Source organism: Pseudomonas sp. PDM03 (assembly GCF_014852385.1).
GTDB classification, from domain to species: Bacteria; Pseudomonadota; Gammaproteobacteria; order Pseudomonadales; family Pseudomonadaceae; genus Aquipseudomonas; species Aquipseudomonas migulae.
In genome coordinates this window covers 63289-85484 of the sequence record NZ_JACVBM010000009.1, presented here as the reverse complement: position 1 = coordinate 85484, position 22196 = coordinate 63289, and the positions used below count along the sequence as shown (strand labels likewise).

The 22196-nt window shown below is 58.3% G+C and carries 18 protein-coding genes; 2 read left to right on the top strand and 16 right to left on the bottom strand.

The features are described 5' to 3' along the window. Positions 1 to 67 precede the first annotated feature (67 nt). The 16 genes from dnaE to rpsB all read right to left on the bottom strand — a co-directional run bounded on the left by dnaE (position 68) and on the right by rpsB (position 18283). Positions 68 to 3589, bottom strand: coding sequence for a DNA polymerase III subunit alpha (gene dnaE / locus IB254_RS15005; RefSeq protein ID WP_192417912.1), 3522 nt, complete (start codon positions 3587 to 3589; stop codon positions 68 to 70). A 76-nt stretch (positions 3590 to 3665) separates the two neighbouring features. Next, positions 3666 to 4304, bottom strand: a complete 639-nt coding sequence (rnhB, locus tag IB254_RS15000) for a ribonuclease HII (RefSeq protein ID WP_150630806.1) — start codon at positions 4302 to 4304, stop codon at positions 3666 to 3668. Then, a complete protein-coding gene (gene lpxB / locus IB254_RS14995; RefSeq protein WP_008028984.1) occupies positions 4301 to 5431 on the bottom strand; it encodes a lipid-A-disaccharide synthase in 1131 nt (376 codons plus the stop codon). The genes rnhB and lpxB overlap by 4 nt, the downstream gene beginning before the upstream one ends. A gap of 2 nt (positions 5432 to 5433) precedes the next feature. Then, entirely contained in the window at positions 5434 to 6210 is a 777-nt protein-coding gene (gene lpxA, locus IB254_RS14990) for an acyl-ACP--UDP-N-acetylglucosamine O-acyltransferase (protein ID WP_008039405.1), read from the bottom strand. After that, on the bottom strand, positions 6207 to 6647 hold the full coding sequence (fabZ, locus tag IB254_RS14985) for a 3-hydroxyacyl-ACP dehydratase FabZ (RefSeq protein ID WP_008028982.1): 441 nt from the start codon (positions 6645 to 6647) through the stop codon (positions 6207 to 6209). The genes lpxA and fabZ overlap by 4 nt, the downstream gene beginning before the upstream one ends. Before the next feature lie 108 nt (positions 6648 to 6755). Then, positions 6756 to 7811 (bottom strand): UDP-3-O-(3-hydroxymyristoyl)glucosamine N-acyltransferase, encoded by a 1056-nt coding sequence (gene lpxD, locus IB254_RS14980; protein WP_192417911.1) that lies wholly within the window; start codon positions 7809 to 7811, stop codon positions 6756 to 6758. Positions 7812 to 7814: 3 nt separating this feature from the next. Then, positions 7815 to 8318 carry an OmpH family outer membrane protein gene (locus IB254_RS14975; RefSeq protein ID WP_008028980.1) on the bottom strand — a complete coding sequence of 168 codons (504 nt, stop codon included), beginning with the start codon at positions 8316 to 8318 and terminating at the stop codon, positions 7815 to 7817. A gap of 45 nt (positions 8319 to 8363) precedes the next feature. Further along, positions 8364 to 10739: an outer membrane protein assembly factor BamA gene (bamA, locus tag IB254_RS14970; RefSeq protein ID WP_008039402.1), complete on the bottom strand. Its 2376-nt coding sequence runs from the start codon at positions 10737 to 10739 to the stop codon at positions 8364 to 8366. A 74-nt stretch (positions 10740 to 10813) separates the two neighbouring features. Continuing rightward, entirely contained in the window at positions 10814 to 12166 is a 1353-nt protein-coding gene (gene rseP / locus IB254_RS14965) for a sigma E protease regulator RseP (RefSeq protein ID WP_008039401.1), read from the bottom strand. A 52-nt stretch (positions 12167 to 12218) separates the two neighbouring features. Next, entirely contained in the window at positions 12219 to 13409 is a 1191-nt protein-coding gene (ispC, locus tag IB254_RS14960; RefSeq protein ID WP_008028975.1) for a 1-deoxy-D-xylulose-5-phosphate reductoisomerase, read from the bottom strand. Beyond that, positions 13406 to 14212 carry a phosphatidate cytidylyltransferase gene (locus IB254_RS14955; protein ID WP_008028973.1) on the bottom strand — a complete coding sequence of 269 codons (807 nt, stop codon included), beginning with the start codon at positions 14210 to 14212 and terminating at the stop codon, positions 13406 to 13408. The genes ispC and IB254_RS14955 overlap by 4 nt, the downstream gene beginning before the upstream one ends. Then, the gene (uppS, locus tag IB254_RS14950; RefSeq protein ID WP_008039394.1) at positions 14212 to 14967 is read right to left on the bottom strand and encodes a polyprenyl diphosphate synthase; all 756 of its coding nucleotides are present in this window, start codon (positions 14965 to 14967) and stop codon (positions 14212 to 14214) included. The genes IB254_RS14955 and uppS overlap by 1 nt, the downstream gene beginning before the upstream one ends. 13 nt (positions 14968 to 14980) lie before the next feature. Beyond that, complete coding sequence (gene frr / locus IB254_RS14945; protein ID WP_008028968.1) at positions 14981 to 15538, bottom strand: ribosome recycling factor; 558 nt, start codon at positions 15536 to 15538, stop codon at positions 14981 to 14983. Next, positions 15535 to 16278, bottom strand: coding sequence for a UMP kinase (gene pyrH / locus IB254_RS14940; protein WP_003172271.1), 744 nt, complete (start codon positions 16276 to 16278; stop codon positions 15535 to 15537). The genes frr and pyrH overlap by 4 nt, the downstream gene beginning before the upstream one ends. Positions 16279 to 16488: 210 nt before the next feature. Then, positions 16489 to 17352: a translation elongation factor Ts gene (gene tsf / locus IB254_RS14935; RefSeq protein ID WP_192417910.1), complete on the bottom strand. Its 864-nt coding sequence runs from the start codon at positions 17350 to 17352 to the stop codon at positions 16489 to 16491. A gap of 193 nt (positions 17353 to 17545) precedes the next feature. After that, positions 17546 to 18283 carry a 30S ribosomal protein S2 gene (rpsB, locus tag IB254_RS14930; protein WP_008028964.1) on the bottom strand — a complete coding sequence of 246 codons (738 nt, stop codon included), beginning with the start codon at positions 18281 to 18283 and terminating at the stop codon, positions 17546 to 17548. A gap of 373 nt (positions 18284 to 18656) precedes the next feature. On the opposite strand from rpsB, the gene map reads away from it, so the two are divergent. Both map and IB254_RS14920 read left to right on the top strand, forming a co-directional pair. Then, the gene (gene map / locus IB254_RS14925; protein WP_008028962.1) at positions 18657 to 19439 is read left to right on the top strand and encodes a type I methionyl aminopeptidase; all 783 of its coding nucleotides are present in this window, start codon (positions 18657 to 18659) and stop codon (positions 19437 to 19439) included. Between the two features lie 45 nt (positions 19440 to 19484). Further along, positions 19485 to 22187 (top strand): [protein-PII] uridylyltransferase, encoded by a 2703-nt coding sequence (locus IB254_RS14920; RefSeq protein ID WP_192417909.1) that lies wholly within the window; start codon positions 19485 to 19487, stop codon positions 22185 to 22187. The last annotated feature ends 9 nt before the right edge of the window (positions 22188 to 22196 follow it).

Here is a 22196-nt window from a genome sequence, read left to right as displayed (position 1 = left end):
AGAGGCGCGTTCAGGTCGAGATTAAAAATTCAGGTCGAGATCAGGGCGTTCAGTTGCTACCTGACCGTCAACGGTATTGGAGGAAGACGTTGTCTCGCCCGAACTGGTCACGCAAGGCTTGAATCAACGCATCCGCCGGGTCGATTCGCCAGGTCTCGCCGAACTGCAGCAAGGCCTTCGCATCGGGGCTCGTGTACTCCATGGTGATCGGGCACGCACCTCGGTGACGTTTGAACAGCTCACCCAGCCAGCGTAGCTGATCGCCTTTCAAATCCTTGGTCTGCAGCTTCAAGCGCAGACTTTCGGCCAGGTTGGTGCGCGCATCTTCCATGCTCATCACCCGCTTGACCCGCAGGCGCAAACCGCCGGAGAAATCGTCGTTGCTGACTTCGCCCTCGACAACAACCATCGCATCAGTCTGCAACAGCGACTGCGCCGAATGGAACGCATCGGCAAACAACGAAGCTTCGATCCGCCCAGAACGATCGTCAAGGGTGATGAACCCCATCTTGTCGCCCTTTTTGTTCTTCATCACACGCAGGGCGATGATCATGCCCGCGACGGTCTGTGTATCGCGAGCCGGCTTCAGGTCGATGATGCGCTGACGGGCAAAACGGCGGATTTCACCTTCGTATTCGTCGATCGGGTGACCGGTCAGGTACAGGCCCAGGGTGTCTTTCTCCCCTTTCAGGCGCTCCTTCAGGGTCAGCTCTTTCGCCTTGCGGTGATTGGCGTAGACGTCGGCGTCCGCCTCGACGAACAGCCCGCCAAACAGATCGGCGTGACCACTGTCGTGGGTGCGAGCGGTTTGTTCAGCGGCCTTGATCGCCCCTTCCATCGCATTCAGCAGCACTGCGCGGTTCTGGTCGATGCTCGCTTGATACGCTTTCGGTTCGTCATGGAAATACGGGCCCAGACGATCCAGCGCACCGCTGCGGATCAAACCGTCGAGGGTGCGCTTGTTGATGCGCTTGAGGTCGACACGGGCACAGAAATCGAACAGATCCTTGAACGGACCGTCCTGACGCGCCTCAGTAATCGCCTCCACCGGGCCTTCGCCCACACCCTTGATCGCGCCGAGGCCGTAAATGATGCGGCCTTCGTCGTTCACCGTGAACTTGAACTCCGAAGTATTCACATCCGGCGCGTCGAGACGCAGCTTCATGGTGCGAATTTCTTCGATCAAGGTCACGACCTTGTCGGTGTTGTGCATATCCGCCGACAGTACCGCGGCCATGAACGGCGCCGGGTAGTGCGTTTTCAGCCACGCGGTCTGGTACGACACCAGCCCGTAGGCGGCGGAGTGGGATTTGTTGAAGCCGTAACCGGCGAATTTCTCTACCAGGTCGAAAATGTTACCGGCCAGGTCGGCTTCGATATTGTTGGTCTTGCAACCTTCAATGAAACCGCCGCGCTGCTTGGCCATTTCTTCGGGCTTTTTCTTACCCATGGCCCGCCGCAGCATGTCCGCACCGCCGAGGGTGTAACCGGCCATGACCTGGGCGATCTGCATCACCTGTTCCTGATACAGGATGATGCCGTAAGTCGGTGCCAGTACCGGTTTCAGGCCTTCGTACTGGTAATCCGAGTGCGGGTACGCGAGTTCGGCGCGGCCGTGCTTACGGTTGATAAAGTCGTCAACCATGCCGGATTGCAAAGGGCCCGGACGGAACAGGGCCACCAGTGCGATCAAGTCTTCCAAGCAGTCGGGCTTGAGCTTTTTGATCAGCTCCTTCATGCCCCGCGACTCGAGCTGGAACACCGCGGTGGTTTCCGCTTTTTGCAGCAGCGTGTAGGTCGGCTTGTCGTCCAGCGGAATGAACGCGATGTCCAGCGGTGGCTCGTTGACCTTGGCGCGGTCGCGGTTGATGGTTTTCAGCGCCCAGTCGATAACTGTCAGGGTCCGCAGACCGAGGAAGTCGAACTTCACCAGACCGGCGGCTTCAACGTCGTCCTTGTCGAACTGGGTTACCAGGCCGTCACCGGCCTCGTCGCAATAGATCGGCGAGAAGTCGGTCAGCTTGGTCGGCGCGATAACCACACCACCGGCGTGTTTACCGACGTTACGCACGACGCCTTCAAGCTTGCGCGCCATTTCCCAGATTTCCGCGGCTTCTTCATCGACCTTGATGAAGTCGCGGAGGATTTCTTCCTGTTCGTAGGCTTTTTCCAGGGTCATGCCGACTTCGAACGGAATCATCTTCGACAGACGATCCGCCAGCCCGTAGGACTTGCCCTGTACCCGCGCCACGTCACGGACCACAGCCTTGGCGGCCATGGAACCGAAAGTGATGATCTGGCTTACCGCGTTGCGCCCGTATTTCTCGGCCACGTAGTCGATCACGCGGTCGCGACCGTCCATGCAGAAGTCGACGTCGAAGTCGGGCATGGAAACCCGTTCCGGGTTGAGGAACCGTTCGAACAGCAGGTCATATTCCAGCGGGTCGAGGTCGGTGATTTTCTGCACATAGGCCACCAGCGACCCGGCACCCGACCCACGGCCAGGACCTACCGGCACGCCGTTGCTCTTGGCCCACTGGATAAAGTCCATCACGATCAGGAAGTAACCGGGGAAGCCCATCTGGATGATGATATCCAGCTCGAAATTCAACCGGTCGACGTAGACCTGGCGCTTGGCTTCATAGTCTTCGGTGGTGTCCTTGGGCAGCAGAACGCTGAGGCGCTCTTCCAGACCATCGAAGGACACTTTGCGGAAATATTCGTCGATGGTCATGCCATCGGGAATCGGGAAGTTGGGCAGGAAGTGCGTGCCCAGCTTCACTTCGATGTTGCAACGCTTGGCGATCTCGACGGTGTTTTCCAGCGCCTCGGGAATGTCGCTGAACAGCTCGGCCATTTCCTCGGCGCTTTTGAGGTATTGCTGATCGCTGTAATTCTTCGAACGCCGCGGATCGTCGAGGGCGCGGCCCTCACCGATGCAGACGCGGGTTTCGTGAGCGGCGAAGTCTTCCTGCTTGATGAAGCGCACGTCGTTGGTCGCCACCAATGGCGCGCCGATTTTCTCGGCCAGGGCCACGGCGCCGTGCAACTGCTCTTCGTCGTTGGGGCGGTTGGTGCGCTGGATTTCCAGGTAGAAACGATCCGGGAACACCGCCATCCATTCGCGTGCCAGTTTTTCCGCTTCCGCCGGATTGCCGCTGAGCATGGCCAGGCCGATTTCGCCTTCCTTCGCCGCCGACAGCATGATCAAGCCTTCGCTGGCCTCGGCCACCCACTCACGCTCGATGATGATCGAGCCATTACGCTGGCCGTCGATGAAACCGCGGGAGATCAGCTCGGTCAGGTTGCGATAGCCGACAGCGTTCATTGCCAGCAGGCTGATACGGCTCAGGGCGTTGTCCGGGTCCTTGTTCGACAGCCACAAGTCGGCACCGCAGATCGGCTTGATGCCTGCGCCCATCGAGGCTTTATAGAATTTGACCAGGGAACACATGTTGTTCTGATCGGTGACCGCTACGGCAGGCATGTTCATGCCGACCAGGGTCTTGACCAGCGGTTTGATCCGCACCAGACCGTCGACCAGGGAGTATTCAGTGTGCAGGCGTAGGTGAACGAATGAAGCCGGCATAGTGATCCTGTCTAGAAACGTGAAGACAACAAGGCCCGGATTGTACCGGGCCTTGGCGAAAACATCAGCCTCGCGACTAACTCTCCATGAGGCTTTCGCGCGCCTCATAAGCCAACCGCACCGGCGCGAACGAGCGGCGGTGAATCGGCGTCGGCCCCAAGCGTGCCAGCGCTTCCAGATGAACGGGCGTCGGGTAGCCTTTATGGCCGCCGATGCCGTAACCCGGGTAAATCAGTTCGAATGCCGCCATTTCACGGTCGCGGCTGACCTTGGCCAGAATCGAGGCAGCAGCGATGGCCGGGACCTTGCTGTCGCCCTTGACCACGGCTTCAGCGCGCATGGCCAGCTTCGGGCAGCGGTTACCGTCGATCATCGCCAGTTTTGGCTGAATGTGCAGGCCTTCGATCGCACGCTGCATAGCCAGCATGGTGGCATGCAGGATGTTCAGCTCGTCGATTTCTTCGACTTCCGCGCGAGCGATGCACCAGCTCAGGGCTTTTTCGCAGATTTCGTCGTAGAGCTTTTCGCGGCGGGCTTCAGTTAGCTTCTTCGAATCGTTGAGGCCAAGGATCGGACGATTCGGATCGAGGATCACCGCTGCCGTCACCACAGCGCCGCAGAGCGGGCCGCGACCGACTTCATCAACACCGGCAACCAGCTCTTCGACTTCGGCGACCAGGGTGAAATCAAGGCCCATCTGTTGTGCTTTTGTCATTGTGTTTTGCCGATCAGATTCAGTACCGCGTCCGCTGCCTGATTGGAGGCATCCAGGCGCAAGGTCCGGTGAATTTCGTCGAAGCCGCGGGTCTGCTCTTCGCCACCTTCGATCAGGGGCGACAGCGTCTGGGCCAAGGCTTCAACCGTTGCATCGTCCTGTAACAATTCAGGCACCAAGAGGCGCTGGGCGAGCAGGTTCGGCAACGAGACGTAAGGGCTTTTCACCATGCGCTTGAGGATCCAGAACGTCAGCGGTGCCAGGCGATAAGCCACCACCATCGGACGCTTGTACAGCAAGGCTTCGAGGGTCGCCGTTCCGGAGGCAATCAACACTGCGTCGCAGGCGGCCAGCGCCAGATGGGACTTGCCGTCGAGCAGGGTCAGCGGCAGATCGCGACCGGCCAGCAGTTCTTCAAGCTGCGCGCGGCGCTGAGGGCTGGCGCAAGGAATAATGAACCGCACGCCAGGGCGCATCGCGCGCAAACGCTCGGCGGCATCGAGGAACAAAGCGCCCAGACGCCCGACTTCGCCACCGCGACTGCCCGGCATCAACGCGACCAATGGGCCATCAGGCAAACCGAGCTCGGCGCGTGCGGCGCGACGATCAGCCTCAAGGGGTATCGCATCGGCCAAGGTGTGACCGACAAACCGCACCGGCACGCCCTTCTCTTCATAGAATTTCGCTTCGAACGGGAACAGCGTCAGCATCAGGTCGCAACCTTCGCGAATCTTCAGCACCCGCTTCTGCCGCCATGCCCACACCGACGGGCTGACGTAATGCACGGTCTTGATCCCGGCCTGACGCAGCTTCAGTTCGATGTTGAGGTTGAAATCCGGCGCATCGATACCGATGAACACGTCCGGTTTCTCGGCGATCAGGTCTGCGATCAGCTTCTTGCGGCGTTTCAACAACTCGCGCAGCCGACCGAGCACTTCCACCAGCCCCATGACCGAGAGACGTTCCATCGGAAAATACGAGGTCAGGCCTTCAGCCTGCATCAGCGGACCACCGACACCGATGAACTCGACCGCCGGATGCTGAGCCTTGAGCGCACGCATGAGACCGGCGCCCAGAATGTCACCGGAAGCCTCACCCGCCACCAGCGCAATACGCAGATTAGCCATGATTAACGTGTGATGCCGCGGGTCGAAGACTGGATGGAGTCACGGAACACCGCAACTTCCGGAAACTGCTCCGAAGGCTCGGCCAGCTCCGCGAGTGCCTGCTCAACCGTGAGGCCCTGGCGATAAACCACCTTGTAGGCACGGCGCAGGGCGTGGATCGCGTCTTCGCTGAAACCACGACGGCGCATGCCTTCGAAGTTCATGCTGCGAGCTTCGGCCGGGTTGCCGAACACCGTGACGTACGCTGGAACGTCCTTGCCAATGGCGGTACCCATACCGGAAAAGCTGTGGGCGCCGATGTGGCAATACTGGTGAACCAGGGTAAAACCGGACAGGATCGCCCAGTCTTCAACATGCACATGGCCCGCCAACGCGGTGTTGTTGACCAGGATGCAATGGTTGCCGATGACGCTGTCGTGGCCGATGTGAGCGTAGGCCATGATCAGATTGTGATCGCCCAGGGTCGTTTCGGAACGGTCCTGAATGGTCCCGCGGTGAATGGTCACGCCTTCACGGATGACGTTGTGGTCACCGATGACCAGACGGGTTTCTTCACCCTTGTATTTCAGATCGGGCGTGTCTTCGCCTACCGAAGAAAACTGGTAGATGCGGTTGTGCTTACCGATTCGGGTCGGGCCTTTGAGAATCACATGCGGCCCGATCACTGTCCCCTCGCCGATTTCCACACCAGCGCCGACGATCGACCAAGGGCCGACCTCGACGTCGTCGGCCAGAATGGCCGTCGGATCGATGATTGCGCGAGGGTCAATCAAACTCATACTTTTTGTTCCGCACAGATGATCTCGGCCGAGCAGACCGGCTTGCCATCTACCGATGCCTGGCATTCGAACTTCCAGATCTTGCGCTTGCAGCTGATGAACGTGGCTTCAAGGATCAACTGGTCGCCAGGCTTGACCGGCTGACGGAAACGCAGTTTGTCGGAGCCTACGAAGTAGTACAGGGTGCCATCAGCCGGCTTCACGTCCAGCATCTTGAAACCAAGGATCCCGGCAGCCTGAGCCATCGCTTCGATGATCAGTACGCCCGGCATGATTGGATGCGCAGGGAAGTGACCATTGAAGAACGGTTCGTTGATGCTGACATTCTTGTAGGCGCGAATGCGCTTGCCTTCCACATCCAGATCCACGACCCGGTCCACCAGCAGGAACGGGTAACGGTGAGGCAGGTATTCGCGAATCTCGTTGATGTCCATCATTTCGGGGGGAAGCCTATGTAAAGATTGGGAACGCGCGACTGACGCGCGCTCCTCTAGCAAATCAAGGAGGCAGTCTAGCGGCTGTGCACACTTGATATGGAAATGGTATCAGCCATCTGATGAAGCAATACCGTCAGGGGTCACTTCCCCTACTCGCTTTTCCAGCTGTCGCAGCCGCCGCGCGATGTCATCGAGCTGACGGATACGTGCCGCGCTTTTGCGCCATTCGGCAGCCGGTTGCATGGCCGTACCGGAAGAATAGGAGCCCGGCTCGGTAATCGAGTGGGTCACCATGGTCATTCCGGTGATGAAAACCTTGTCGCAAATTTCGATATGTCCCACCAGCCCTACGCCACCGGCGAGCATGCAATGCTTGCCGATTTTGGTGCTGCCGGAAATCCCCACGCACGCCGCCATGGCAGTGTGATCACCGACCTGAACGTTGTGGGCGATCTGAATCTGATTGTCGAGCTTGACGCCATTACCAAGAATGGTATCGGCCAGTGCACCGCGGTCGATGGCAGTATTCACGCCGATCTCCACATCGTCACCGACCAGAACGCCACCGATCTGGGCGATTTTCTGCCAGATGCCTTTCTCGTTGGCAAAGCCGAAGCCTTCGCCACCCAATACTGCACCGGACTGAATTACCACCCGCTTGCCGATACGCACGTCGTGATACAGCGTGACGCGCGGTGCGAGCCAGCCACCTTCGCCGATAACGCTACGAGCGCCGATGAAGCAATGCGCGCCGATGGTCGTACCTGCATCAATTCGCGCCCCGCTCTCGATGACCACAAAGGCACCGATGCTCGCCGCTGGATCAACCACCGCGTCCGCCGCAATCACTGCGGTCGGATGAATGCCGGCAGCCGCCTTGGGCTTGGGATCGAACAGGTGGGAAACACGAGCGTAGGCGGCGTACGGATCAGGTACGACCAATGCATTCCCGGCAAAACCTTCAGCGTCAGCGGCTTTCAGCAACAGTGCTGCAGCCCGGCTGTCAGCCAGGTATTTGCGGTATTGAGGATTTGCCAGAAAGCTCAACTGAGCTGGGCCAGCCTCTTGCAAAGTGGCTAGCCCAGTAATTTCCTTCTCTGGGTCGCCACGTAGGGTGGCGCCGAGGAACTCGGCCAACTGGCCGAGTTTTATGGTCGCTGTCATGGATTACTTCAGCTGATTCATGCGCTCGATAACCTGGCGAGTGATGTCGTACTGAGGTTTGACATCAATCACTGCGCCACGCTCGAAGACCAGGTCAAAAGCACCTTTCTTGATGACTTCTTCCACAGCGCTGTCCAGTTTCGGCTTGAGCTGCTTCAGCATTTCACGGTCGGCAACGGCTTTGGCTTCGTTCAATTCCTTGGACTGGAACTGGAAGTCACGGGCCTTTTGCTTGAATTCAAGTTCCAGACGCTCACGCTCGCCTTGCTGCATCTTGTCGCCGCCAGCCATCAGACGATCCTGAATACCCTTGGCGCTGCTTTCCAGCGTCTTGAGCTTGGTCAGTTGCGGGCCGAACTTCTTCTCGGCATCCACGGCGTACTTCTTGGCCGCATCGGATTCCAGCAAAGCCATTTGATAGTTCAGAACGGCAATTTTCATGTCGGCAAAAGCCGGGCCTGCTACCAGTACGGTCGCCAGGAGAACCAATTGAGTCAACTTACGCACGATGCACTCCTACAAAATCCATTGTCGTTATCTTGGGTCAGACGCTTAGAACGTCTGGCCGAGGGAGAATTGGAACACTTGAGTTTCAGCCTCATCCGGTTTCTTGATCGGCATGGCCAACGCGAAACTCAGAGGACCCAGTGCGGTAACCCATGTCACGCCTACACCGACAGAGCTGGCCATGTTGCTCAGGCTGATGTCGTTGCACTGTGTATTGGACTTGGAACCATCGGCATTGGTGGTCGACTTGCACTGCGAGTCGAACACGTTACCCACGTCCCAGAATACCGAGGTGCGCAGGGAACGCTGATCCTTGACGAACGGCAGAGGGAAAAGAACCTCCACACCGCCCTGGATCAGGACGTTACCACCGAACGGCAGCGGATCCTGGTCCGGATCGAGCGCAGTGCCAGGGTTCTTGCCGGTACTTGGAGTACTGCGAGGACCCAGGGTGCTGTCCTTGAAGCCACGAACCGAGTTGAAACCACCAGCATAGTAGTTTTCATAGAACGGCAAGCCATCGGTCGAACCGTAGCCATCGCCATAACCCAGTTCGGTATGCAGGCGCATGGTGTAGTTTTCGGTCAACGGCTGGAACAACTGGCCACGGTAGTCGAGTTTGAAGAACGACAGGTCGCTGCCTGGGGTCGTGGTTTCCAGCACAAGGCTTTGCGAATGACCACGGGTCGCCAGCACACCTTTGTTCAGGGTCGACTCGGACCAACCGGCCGAAGCCTTGAAGTTCAGGTAGCTGTCGCCTTCCTTGTTAACGAAGTCGAAGATTTCGTCAACGGTGTACAGGCCAGTCTTGATCTTGTCCTGTTGCGCAGTCAGACCGAAGGTCAGACGCGAAGTCTCGCTGATCGGATAACCGACGCTCGCGCCGGCACCGTAGCTGTCTACCGCATAGCTGGCGACGTCGACGTCGAGGTCTTTGTAGTCAGTGGTGCGATAGAACGCGTTGTAACCCAGGCTCACACCGTCAGCAGTCCAGTACGGGTCGACATAACCGAAGTTATAGCGGCTCTGGTATTCACTGCGGGTCAAGCCAACGCTGACCTTGTTACCGGTACCGAGGAAGTTGTTCTGGGTGATCGAACCACCGAGGATCAGACCAGCACTCTGTGCAAAGCCGACGCTGGCGGTAATCGAACCGGACGCTTGTTCTTCAACGCTGTAGTTCACGTCAACCTGGTCATCGACACCCGGTACAGCCGGGGTTTCGACGTTGACTTCCTTGAAGAAGCCCAGACGCTCAAGACGGGTCTTGGATTGGTCGATCAGGTAAGTCGAAGCCCAGCCACCTTCCATCTGACGCATTTCACGACGCAGCACTTCGTCTTCGGACTTGGTGTTGCCACGGAAGTTGATGCGGTTAACGTAAGCACGCTTGCCCGGATCGACCGCGAAAGTGATATCGACGGTGTGGTCTTCATCATGCGGCTGAGGTACGCCGTTGACGTTGGCGAAGGTGTAACCCTCGTTACCCAGGCGGCGGGTAATCAGTTCGGACGTGGTGGTCATCAGCTTGCGCGAGAACACCTGGCCTTTCTGCACCAGCAACAGGGACTTGACCTGGTCTTCAGGAACTTTCAGGTCGCCGCTCAGCTTGACGTCACGAACGGTGTACTTCTCGCCTTCGTTGACGTTGACGGTGATGTAGACGTGTTTCTTGTCCGGGGTGATGGACACCTGGGTCGAAGCGATATCCATGTTGATATAGCCACGGTCCAGGTAGTAGGAACGCAGACGCTCCAGGTCACCGGACAGTTTTTCACGAGCGTACTTGTCGTCGTTCTTGAAGAACGACAACCAGTTGGTGGTCTTGAGTTCGAACAGGTCGATCAGGTCCTCATCAGGGAAGACCGTGTTACCCACCACGTTGATGTGTTGGATAGCTGCAACGGTGCCTTCGTTGATATTGACCTTGAGGCCGACGCGGTTACGCGGCTGCGGCACCACTTCGGTGTCAACGGTAGCCGAGTAGCGGCCCTGAGCGACGTACTGGCGCTGCAGCTCGTTACGAACACCTTCAAGGGTGGCGCGCTGGAAGATCTCGCCTTCGGCCAGACCGGATTGTTTGAGGCCCTTCATCAGGTCTTCAGTGGAGATCGCCTTGTTACCCTCGATCTCGATACTGGCGACGGACGGACGCTCGACTACCGTAATGACCAGGACGTTGCCATCACGGCCCAGCTGGATATCTTGAAAGAACCCGGTTTTGAACAGCGCACGAGTGGATTCCACCAGGCGACGATCATCCGCCTGTTCACCGACGTTCAACGGCAAGGCACCAAAGACGCTCCCCGCGGAGACCCGCTGGAGGCCATTGACGCGAATATCAGAGATAGTGAAGGACTCGGCGTGAACTTCGGCGATCATCAATACGGTGAGAACCGCAGTTAGCAGCAGACGTTTCATGAAGTCCTTTCTTATTCCAACTGGCAATAAACAAACTGCCGCAAAATGCGGCAGATTCGCAATTCAGCGAAGTGTTACAGACGACCCAAATCATTGACCAGAGCGAGCAACATCACCCCGACCACCAAACTGATGCCGATCTGTATCCCCCAACCCTGCACCCGATCCGACAAGGGGCGACCACGCGCCCACTCAATCAGATAAAACAACAAATGCCCCCCATCCAGTACCGGAATGGGCAACAAATTCAGAACACCCAGGCTAATACTCAGATAAGCAAGGAAATTCAGGAAATCAGCGACGCCCGACTGGGCAGAAGCGCCCGCCACTTTAGCAATGGTTATCGGTCCACTCAAGTTTTTTACCGAGAGCTCACCGAACAACATTTTCTTGAGCGAATCGAGGGTCAGTATGCTCATGGTCCAGGTGCGTCGAGCCCCCTCGCCAATCGCGGCCAAAGGACCGTAACTGACCTCGCGAATCATCTCCGGCGGCCAATCGATCGCCTTCACCCCGGCGCCGAGATAACCACTGGGCGACTTTTTCTCGCCGCGAGCAGCGAGCGTCACAGGGACGTCGATTTGAGCACCATCGCGCTCGACGCGCAGCATGATTTTGGTATCAGGATGAATACGGACGATATCGACCACTTGTTGCCAGTCATCGAGCGCCTTGCCATCCAGGGCCAACAACCGGTCACCGGTTTTCAGGCCGGCAGCCTGCGCCGGGCCTTTCGGATCGAGCTCCGCCAGCACCGGCGGCAACGCCGGACGCCATGGGCGAATACCCAGCGAGCGAATCGGATCCGGCTCGTCAGCGCCCTTGAGCCATTTATCCAGCACCAGCTCACGCGGCGAATCCGCTGTGGAACCCTGTTCACGGACCAGCAACTGAAGGGAGCCGCTCTCACCAAGACGGCGAACCAGTTGCAGATTTACGGCGCCCCAGCCCGAAGTCGGCTCACCATCAATGGCAACAATTTCCTGACCTGCACTCAGCCCCGCCCTGGCGGCGATACTGCCGGATTCAACGGCGCCGATGACTGGCCGCACCTGCTCGCTGCCAAGCATGGCGAGCACCCAGAAAAAAATCATCGCCAGCAAGAAGTTGGCAATCGGCCCCGCCGACACGATAGCAATGCGCTGACGGACGGATTTGCGATTGAAGGATTGATCGAGCTGATCGGCCGGCACTTCACCTTCGCGCTCGTCGAGCATTTTCACGTAGCCACCCAGCGGGATGGCGGCAATCACGAATTCAGTGCCTTTCTTGTCGTGCCAGCGCAGCAACGGCATACCGAAGCCCACGGAGAAACGCAGCACTTTGACTCCACAGCGACGTGCGACCCAGAAATGGCCGAATTCGTGGAAAGTGACCAGCACGCCCAGGGCTACCAGGGTGCCGACAATCATATAGAGCGCGCTCATCTACTTTCTCCGCAACTTATCCGGTGCTGCATGGGCCAACGTATTGCAGCACTTACCGCCCGTGACGACTCAACCACTGCCCGGCCAGTACTCGCGCTTTCGCGTCAGCCGTGAACACCGCCTCGAGATCATCCACCGCAACCACGGGCTCGAGATTTAACACTTCTTCGATGATACTCGCGATTTCCAGATAGCGAACCCGCCCGTCGAGAAAGGCCGCGACAGCCACTTCATTTGCCGCATTAAGCATGGCTGGCGCGCTATTGCCAGCCTCTGCGGCCTGACGCGCCAGGCGCAGGCATGGGAAACGCTCTTCATCGGGAGCCTGGAAATCCAGGCGCGCAATGGCAAACAGATCCAGCGGTGCGACACCCGAATCGATACGTTCCGGCCAGGCCAGCGCATTGGCAATAGGCGTACGCATGTCAGGATTACCCAACTGCGCCAGGACCGAACCATCGATGTAATCGACAAGCGAATGAATCACGCTCTGCGGGTGAATCACCACTTCGACTTGCGATGGCTTGGCATCAAACAGCCAGCAGGCTTCGATCAGTTCGAGGCCTTTGTTCATCATGCTGGCCGAATCTACCGAAATCTTGCGCCCCATGGACCAGTTCGGATGGGCACACGCCTGATCAGGGGTTACATGCACCAGCTCAGCCATAGGCGTCTGCCGGAAAGGACCGCCTGAAGCTGTCAGCAAGATCCGACGGACACCGACCGCACCCAGCCCACGAGCGAAATCCTGCGGCATGCACTGGAAAATCGCGTTGTGCTCGCTGTCGATCGGCAGCAGCACCGAACCGCTTTTACGCACGGCCTGCATGAACAACGCACCGGACATCACCAGTGCTTCTTTGTTGGCCAGGAGTATTTTCTTGCCGGCCTCGACCGCCGCCAGCGTCGGGCGCAAGCCCGCCGCGCCGACAATAGCGGCCATGACAGCGTCGACTTCAGGATCGGCGGCGACCTGACACAGCCCCTCCTCCCCCACCAGAACGCGGGTCGACAACCCGGCCGCACGCAAGTCGTCCTGCAAGCCTCGGGCAGCGCCCTGCTCTGGCACAACGGCGAACCGTGGCGTATGACGGACGCACAACGCGAACAACTCACTCAGACGAGTGAAACCGCTCAAGGCGAACACCTGATAACGCTCGGGATGACGGGCAATAACGTCGAGCGTGCTCAGGCCGATCGAGCCGGTAGCCCCCAGAACGGTAATCTGTTGAGGGCGGCTCACGGTGCCGCCATCCACAACAACACCGCGAACACCGGGATCGCTGCCGTCAGGCTGTCGATGCGATCGAGTACACCACCGTGGCCGGGAAGCAGATTGCTACTGTCCTTGATCCCGGACTGGCGCTTGAACATGCTTTCGGTGAGGTCACCCACTACCGAGATGAACACGATAATTGCGGCACCGATCAACCCTTTGAAAAGCTCGGCAACCGTCCAGTCGCGAACCAGGCCGACAATGACGGTGATGACCAGGCTCAGCGCCAGACCGCCATACACGCCTTCCCAGCTCTTGCCGGGACTGACCTGCGGTGCCAGCTTGCGCTTGCCGAAGGCCCGACCGGAAAAGTAAGCACCGATGTCGGCACCCCAGACCAGCACCATGACGGCCATGATCAACCAGTTGCCCAATGGGTATTGTTTGATCTGCACCAGACCTTGCCAGGCCGGCAGGAGAATCAACAAGCCAATCACCAATTTGGTCGCCGCACTGGACCAACGCTCGCTCGAACGCGGATACGTCAACACCAGGTACGTCGCCACGCCCCACCACAGCACCGAAGCGCCCAGCACCCAAGGTGCCAGGCCCGGCAGGATATGCATGACAAACAGCATCAACGCGACGACTGCAGCATAGGCAACGCGGATCGGCTGCTCAGTGAAGCCCGCCAGACGCGCCCATTCCCAGGCACCGAGGGTCACGACCAGCCCGATGAACAGCGCGAAACCGGAGCCTTCGAGCAGGAAAAACCCGCACAAGGCGATCGGCAACAGGATCAGCGCGGTGATGATTCGTTGTTTGAGCATTAAACCCGGGCCCCAGCCTCGACCTGCTCGCTCGTTTTACCGAAGCGGCGCTGGCGAGAAGCGAAATCGGCCAGCGCGGTGCGCATGGCGTCGTGTTTGAAGTCCGGCCAGAACAGGTCGGAGAAGTACAACTCGGCGTAGGCCAGTTGCCACAGCAGGAAGTTGCTGATGCGGTGCTCGCCACCGGTACGGATGCACAAGTCCGGCAACGGCAGATCGCCAGTGGCCAGGCAGGTTTGCAACAGTTCCGGGGTGATGTCTTCCGGACGCAGATGCCCGGCCTGAACTTCCCGCGCCAGACGCTGTGCGGCTTGCGCGATGTCCCATTGACCGCCGTAGTTGGCGGCGATCTGCAGAACGAAGCGATTGGTGCCCGCGGTCATCGCTTCCGCTTCACGCATCGCAGCCTGGAGCTCCGGATGGAAACGCGAACGGTCGCCAATGATGCGCAGACTGATGTTGTTGTCGTTGAGGCGCTTGGCCTCACGACGTAACGCCTTGAAGAACAGATCCATCAAGGCACTGACTTCATCGGCCGGCCGCTGCCAGTTCTCGCTGGAGAAGGCGAACAGGGTCAATACCTCGACCTTGGCCTCGGCACACACCTCGATCACTGCACGAACTGCGTCCACACCCGCTTTATGCCCGGCGACACCTGGCATAAAGCGTTTTTTCGCCCAGCGATTATTGCCATCCATGATGATCGCGACATGACGCGGCACCGCGGACGGCACTGACTGCTTGGTCTTTTCCATGAAAACGCGACCCTTATACGGCCATCAGGTCTTTTTCTTTCTGCGCCAAATTCGCGTCGATTTCAGCCACGTACTTTTTGGTCAGATCATCAATTTCACCAGTGGCGCGACGCTCTTCGTCTTCACTGATTTCCTTTTCCTTGACCAGATCCTTGAGCTGGCTGTTCGCATCACGACGGATGTTGCGCACGGCAACACGGGCATCTTCAGCGACATCACGAGCCTGCTTGGTGAAGCCCTTGCGGGTTTCTTCGGTCAGGGCCGGCATGGAGATCAGCAGCAACTCACCCAGGTTGGTCGGGTTGAGGTTCAGACCAGCACTGCCGATGGCCTTGTCGACGGCGCCCAGCATGTTGCGCTCGAAAGCGACCACTTGCAGGGTACGGGCGTCTTTGACGGTGATGTTGGCGACTTGCTTGATCGGGGTGTCGGAACCGTAGTACGGCACCATCACGCCTTCGAGAATGCTTGGGTGCGCCTGGCCAGTACGAATACGGCCGAAGTTGTGCATCAGCGACTCGACGGATTTTTGCATACGCTCTTTAGCGTCTTTCTTGATTTCGTTGATCATTGTTGGCCTTCCTCGATCAGGGTCCCTTCAGCGCCGCCATGCACGATGTTCAGCAGGGCGCCGGGTTTGTTCATGTTAAATACGCGCAACGGCATCTTGTGGTCGCGGCACAGGCAAATGGCGGTCAGATCCATAACACCCAGCTTGCGATCCAGCACTTCATCGTAGGTCAGATGATCGAACTTCTCGGCATGCGGGTCTTTGAATGGATCGGCGGTGTAGACGCCATCGACCTTGGTCGCTTTCAGCACGACATCGGCATCGATTTCGATTGCTCGCAGGCAGGCTGCCGAATCCGTGGTGAAGAACGGATTGCCGGTACCGGCCGCGAAGATCACGACTTCCTTGGCGTTCAGGTGGCGCATGGCTTTGCGACGATCGTAGTGATCAGTCACGCCAACCATGGAAATCGCCGACATCACGATGGCCGAGATATTGGCACGTTCCAGCGCGTCGCGCATGGCCAAGGCATTCATCACGGTGGCCAGCATACCCATGTGGTCGCCGGTGACCCGATCCATGCCGGCCGCGCTCAGCGCTGCACCACGGAACAGGTTGCCGCCGCCGATCACCAGGCCGACCTGGACGCCGATGCCGACCAGTTGGCCGACTTCCAGCGCCATGCGGTCCAGAACTTTCGGATCGATCCCGAACTCTTCCGAGCCCATCAGGGCCTCGCCGCTAAGCTTGAGTAGAATGCGTTTATAGCGAGCCTGATAACCACTGCCCTGCTGAGCCATTGCGAATCTCTCCTGCGGCGTATTTTAAAAATTCTTTGCGAGCTGTTTACAGCTGGCGTTCACTCTAGCTTGGCGCTGCTTCAGCGCCATCGGAACATGGCTTTGTAAGCCAGTTCCAAAAGGAAACCAATTAAAAATTGGTGCCCCATCTGAAAAGAGGCTGCGCGCGTAAGCGGGCAGCCTCTTCAGGGCGACAGTTAAAAAACCGTCTTATTGCTTGGCGGCAGCCAGCTGGGCAGCAACTTCTTCAGCGAAGTTGTCGACCGGCTTCTCGATGCCTTCGCCTACTTTGAAGTAGGTGAAAGAAACGATTTCTGCACCGGCTTTCTTGGCCAGTTCGCCAACCTTGATTTCAGGGTTCTTGACGAACGCCTGCTCAACCAGGCTTGCTTCAGCCAGGAACTTGCTGATACGGCCTTTGACCATGTTCTCAACAATGTTTTCTGGCTTGCCTTTGATTTTTTCTTCGTTCAGCTGCAGGAACACGGCTTTTTCGCGCTCGATAGCTTCAGCAGAAACTTCCGATGGCAGCAGGAACTCAGGGTTGCTGGCCGCTACGTGCATAGCGATGTCTTTGGCCAGCTCAACGTCGCCGCCCTTCAGAACAACCGCAACACCGATTTTGTTGCCGTGCAGGTAACCACCAACAACATCACCTTCAACGCGAACCAGGCGACGGATGTTGACGTTTTCGCCAACCTTGCCGACCAGTACCAGGCGAGCAGCTTCTTGAGCTTCGATCAGCGGAGCGACGTCAGTCAGCTTGTCGGCGAACGCTTTTTCAATGCTGGCAGCAACAAATGCCTTGAAGTCGTCCTGCAGAGCCAGGAAGTCGGTCTGCGAGTTCACTTCCAGCAGAACAGCGGATTTACCGTCTTCTTTCAGAGCGATAGCGCCTTCAGCAGCCACGTTGCCTGCTTTCTTGGCAGCCTTGATGGCGCCCGAAGCACGCATGTCATCAATGGCTTTTTCGATGTCGCCGCCAGCCTTGGTCAAGGCCTTTTTGCAGTCCATCATGCCTTCGCCAGTACGCTCGCGCAGTTCTTTGACCAACGCTGCAGTAATCTCTGCCATTTCAAAATTCCTCTTGGATAGGTTTTCAACCATTCCACCCGATCGAACGGGCGTTCAATTCTTCCCGAACCACCCTTGTTAGCAGCTGCAAGTTACAAATGATGTAAATGCGCCACCGGACAAATGGTTTTCGAGGTGGCAAAAAGGGGGCCAAGCCCCCTTTTTGCTTACTGAGTCAACGCCAAGGCGTCAGTTACTCAGCTGCAGCTGCCGGAGCTTCTTCAACGAACTGCTCGGTGCCGCCAGCAACGTGGTTGCGACCGCGGATTACTGCGTCAGCCATCGAACCCATGTACAGCTGGATAGCGCGGATTGCGTCATCGTTGCCTGGGATGATGTAGTCAACGCCTTCCGGGCTGCTGTTGGTATCGACTACGCCGATAACCGGGATGCCCAGCTTGTTGGCTTCGGTGATCGCGATGCGCTCGTGATCAACGTCGATAACGAACAGAGCGTCTGGCAGACCGCCCATGTCCTTGATACCACCGAGGGAACGATCCAGCTTTTCCAGGTCACGGGAGCGCATCAGCGCTTCTTTCTTGGTCAGCTTGGCGAAAGTACCGTCTTCGGCTTGTACTTCAAGGTCACGCAGACGCTTGATGGAAGCACGGATGGTTTTGAAGTTGGTCAGCATGCCGCCCAACCAGCGGTGATCGACGTACGGCGAACCGCAACGTGCTGCTTCTTCAGCAACGATCTTGCCAGCGGAACGCTTGGTGCCGACGAACAGAATCTTGTTTTTGCCCTGGGCCAGACGCTCTACGAAAGTCAGAGCTTCGTTGAACATTGGCAGGGTTTTTTCAAGGTTGATGATGTGGATCTTGTTACGCGCGCCGAAAATGTATTTACCCATTTTCGGGTTCCAGTAACGGGTCTGGTGACCGAAGTGCACACCGGCCTTCAGCATATCGCGCATGTTGACTTGGGACATGATAGTTCCTTAATAAGTCGGGTTTGGCCTCCACGTATCCCAATGACCAACCAGCAGCATCAGCTGAAGGCACCCAGGTCATCGTGTCGACACGTGTGTGGATTTAAGCCTTTCGGGGTATCCCCGGAAAGCGGCGCATTTTATATCACAAGGCTCGCAAAAACGGAACCCGGATTCTCAATTCCTGACGCGCGCCTTTATCCGCGCCCTTGGAATCGCTCAAGAATGCGCCTATCTATAGAGAGAAGCGATGTACAGAGGCTCAGATTTGCGCTGTTCGTCTGTTAGAATCGCGTTTTTCAGGGCGGCAAAGATTGATCGCACACTGCCCATTCCGTTTTGACAAGCGCCATCGAGCGTAGAGAGAGCCTGTATGACCGTCACCCTCAAAACCCCGGAGGACATCGCAAAAATGCGTGTCGCCGGCAAACTGGCCGCCGATGTGCTGGAAATGATTGCTGAACATGTCAAGCCAGGCGTCACCACTGAAGAGCTGGACCGCATCTGCCACGACTACATCGTCAATGTGCAGCAGGCCATCCCTGCCCCGCTCAACTACAAAGGCTATCCGAAGTCGATCTGCACCTCGATCAACCACGTGGTCTGCCACGGCATCCCGAACGAGAAGCCATTGAAGGACGGCGACACGCTGAACATCGACGTCACCGTCATCAAAGACGGCTACCACGGCGACACCAGCCGCATGTTCCACGTCGGCACCGTGCCGGTCTGGGCCGAGCGCCTGTCGCAAGTGACCCAGGAATGCATGTACAAGGCCATCGAAATCGTCAAACCCGGCTGCCGCCTGGGCGACATCGGTGAAGTGATCCAGAAGCACGCTGAAAAGAACGGCTTCTCGGTGGTTCGCGAGTTCTGCGGCCACGGCATTGGCAAGGTGTTCCACGAAGAGCCGCAGATCCTGCACTACGGCCGCGCCGGCACCGGCATGGAACTGAAAGCGGGCATGACCTTCACCATCGAGCCGATGATCAACCAGGGCAAGGCCGACACCAAGGTGTTGGGCGATGGCTGGACCGCGATCACCAAGGACCGCAAGCTCTCGGCCCAGTGGGAACACACCCTGGCAGTGACCGAAACCGGTTACGAGATCTTCACCCTGCGCAGCGACGACACCATCCCGCGCGTTTCGGCCTGATCCGGTCCGCACAGCTCTCAGCCTTATAGATAGGAAAGCCAATCGATGCCGCAGGTGGATCCCGAACTCTTCGACCGTGGCCAGTTCCAGGCTGAACTGGCCCTGAAGGCCAGCCCGATCGCGGCCTTCAAGAAGGCCATCCGCCAGGCGCGCGAGGTGCTCGACGAGCGCTTTCGCAGCGGCCGGGAGATTCGCCGGCTGATCGAGGATCGTGCGTGGTTCGTCGACAATATCCTGCAAAAGGCCTGGGAGCAGTTCAACTGGAGTGAAGATGCCGACATCGCGCTGGTCGCGGTCGGCGGCTACGGTCGCGGGGAATTGCACCCTTATTCCGATATTGATTTGCTGATCCTGCTGGACAGCGCCGACCACGAAGTTTTCCGCGATTCCATCGAGCGTTTTCTGACGTTGTTGTGGGACATCGGCCTGGAAGTCGGTCAGAGCGTTCGCTCGGTTGAAGAATGCGCCGTTGAAGCCCGCGCCGACCTGACGGTTGTCACCAACCTGATGGAAAGCCGCACCATCTGCGGCCCCGAGAGTTTGCGCCAGCGCATGCTCGACGTCACCAGCACTGCGCACATGTGGCCGAGCAAGGAGTTCTTCCTGGCCAAGCGCGCCGAGCAAAAGGCCCGTCATCACAAGTACAACGACACCGAATACAACCTGGAACCCAACGTCAAAGGCTCGCCCGGCGGACTACGGGATATTCAGACGATTCTGTGGGTCGCCCGTCGCGAATACGGCACCCTGAACCTGCGGGCATTGGCCGGCGAAGGGTTTCTGGTCGAGAGCGAAAACGCCTTGCTGGCTTCATCCCAGGAATTCCTGTGGAAAGTCCGCTACGCGCTGCACATGCTCGCCGGCCGCTCGGAAGACCGCTTGCTGTTCGACCACCAGCGTTCGATTGCCGGCCTGCTAGGGTTCAAGGGCGATGACGCCAAGCAAGCCATCGAAAACTTCATGCAGCAGTATTACCGGGTGGTCATGAGCATCGCCCAGCTCAGCGACCTGATCATCCAGCACTTCGAGGAAGTCATTCTCGCGCCCGAAGACGAAGCGCCGCCGCAGCCGATCAACTCGCGTTTCCAGTTGCACGATGGCTACATCGAGGCGCGCAACGACAACGTGTTCCGCCGCACGCCGTTCGCCATGCTCGAAATCTTCGTGCTGATGGCCCAGCAGCCGGAAATCAAGGGCGTACGCGCCGACACCATTCGTCTGCTGCGGGAAAACCGGCACCTGATCGACGACGATTTCCGCAACGACATTCGCAATACCAGCCTGTTCATCGAACTGTTCAAGTGCAAGATCGGCATTCACCGTAACCTGCGGCGGATGAACCGTTACGGCATCCTCGGGCGCTATTTGCCGGAGTTCGGCTTCATTGTCGGACAGATGCAGCACGACCTGTTTCACATCTATACGGTCGACGCGCACACCCTGAACCTGATCAAGCACCTGCGTAAGTTGCAGTACACGCAAGTGTCGGAAAAATTCCCGCTGGCCAGCAAGCTCATGGGCAAGCTGCCCAAGCCCGAGCTGATCTATCTCGCCGGCCTGTACCACGACATCGGCAAGGGCCGGCATGGCGATCACTCGGAAATTGGCGCAGTGGACGCCGAAGCCTTTTGCCAGCGCCATCAATTGCCAATCTGGGACAGCCGCCTGATCGTGTGGCTGGTGCAGAACCACCTGGTGATGTCGACCACCGCCCAGCGCAAGGACTTGTCCGACCCGCAGGTGATCCATGATTTCGCGCAGATCGTCGGTGACGAAACCCGCCTGGATTACCTGTACGTGCTGACGGTCGCCGACATCAACGCCACCAACCCGACGCTGTGGAACTCCTGGCGCGCCAGCCTGCTGCGCCAGCTCTACACCGAGACCAAGCGTGCGTTGCGTCGCGGCCTGGAAAACCCGGTGGATCGCGAAATGCAGATCCGCCAGACCCAGAGCGCCGCCCTGGACATTCTGGTACGCGGCGGCAACGACCCCGACGACGTCGAGCAGTTGTGGTCGCAACTGGGCGATGACTATTTCCTGCGTCACACCGCCGGCGATGTGGCCTGGCACACCGATGCGATCCTCCAGCAGCCGGCCGATGGCGGCCCGCTGGTGCTGATCAAGGAAACCACCCAGCGCGAGTTCGAGGGCGGTACGCAAATCTTCATCTACGCGCCGGACCAGCACGACTTCTTCGCCGTGACCGTGGCTGCGATGGACCAGCTCAACCTGAACATTCACGACGCCCGGGTCATCACCTCCAGCAGCCAGTTCACCCTCGACACCTACATCGTGCTCGACACCGACGGCGACTCGATCGGCGATAACCCGGCGCGGGTCAAACAGATCCGCGAAGGCCTGACCGAAGCCCTGCGCAACCCGGACAATTACCCGACGATCATCCAGCGTCGCGTACCGCGCCAGCTCAAGCATTTCGCGTTTGCACCTCAGGTGACGATCCACAACGACGCCCAGCGCCCGGTGACGGTGCTGGAGCTCAGCGCACCGGATCGCCCAGGCTTGCTGGCGCGGATCGGCACGATTTTTCTGGAATTCGACCTGTCGCTGCAGAACGCCAAGATCGCCACGCTCGGCGAGCGCGTGGAAGACGTGTTCTTCATTACCGACGCCAACAACCAACCGTTGTCTGACCCACTGTTGTGCAGCCGTTTGCAGGATGCGATCGTCGAACAGCTCAGTGTCAGCCAGGAACCCGATATCAAACTGTCGCGAATCAGTATCTGAATTAACAAA

Coding starts and splice junctions, on each gene's coding strand:
- dnaE (WP_192417912.1), bottom strand. CDS start 3,589: ATGCCGGCTTCATTCGTTCACCTACGCCTGCACACTGAATACTCCCTG.
- frr (WP_008028968.1), bottom strand. CDS start 15,538: ATGATCAACGAAATCAAGAAAGACGCTAAAGAGCGTATGCAAAAATCC.
- lpxD (WP_192417911.1), bottom strand. CDS start 7,811: ATGACAGCGACCATAAAACTCGGCCAGTTGGCCGAGTTCCTCGGCGCC.
- pyrH (WP_003172271.1), bottom strand. CDS start 16,278: ATGGCTCAGCAGGGCAGTGGTTATCAGGCTCGCTATAAACGCATTCTA.
- fabZ (WP_008028982.1), bottom strand. CDS start 6,647: ATGATGGACATCAACGAGATTCGCGAATACCTGCCTCACCGTTACCCG.
- tsf (WP_192417910.1), bottom strand. CDS start 17,352: ATGGCAGAGATTACTGCAGCGTTGGTCAAAGAACTGCGCGAGCGTACT.
- uppS (WP_008039394.1), bottom strand. CDS start 14,967: ATGGAAAAGACCAAGCAGTCAGTGCCGTCCGCGGTGCCGCGTCATGTC.
- lpxA (WP_008039405.1), bottom strand. CDS start 6,210: ATGAGTTTGATTGACCCTCGCGCAATCATCGATCCGACGGCCATTCTG.
- IB254_RS14920 (WP_192417909.1), top strand. CDS start 19,485: ATGCCGCAGGTGGATCCCGAACTCTTCGACCGTGGCCAGTTCCAGGCT.
- rseP (WP_008039401.1), bottom strand. CDS start 12,166: ATGAGCGCGCTCTATATGATTGTCGGCACCCTGGTAGCCCTGGGCGTG.
- bamA (WP_008039402.1), bottom strand. CDS start 10,739: ATGAAACGTCTGCTGCTAACTGCGGTTCTCACCGTATTGATGATCGCC.
- IB254_RS14955 (WP_008028973.1), bottom strand. CDS start 14,212: ATGCTCAAACAACGAATCATCACCGCGCTGATCCTGTTGCCGATCGCC.
- rpsB (WP_008028964.1), bottom strand. CDS start 18,283: ATGTCCCAAGTCAACATGCGCGATATGCTGAAGGCCGGTGTGCACTTC.
- rnhB (WP_150630806.1), bottom strand. CDS start 4,304: ATGACAAAAGCACAACAGATGGGCCTTGATTTCACCCTGGTCGCCGAA.
- map (WP_008028962.1), top strand. CDS start 18,657: ATGACCGTCACCCTCAAAACCCCGGAGGACATCGCAAAAATGCGTGTC.
- lpxB (WP_008028984.1), bottom strand. CDS start 5,431: ATGGCTAATCTGCGTATTGCGCTGGTGGCGGGTGAGGCTTCCGGTGAC.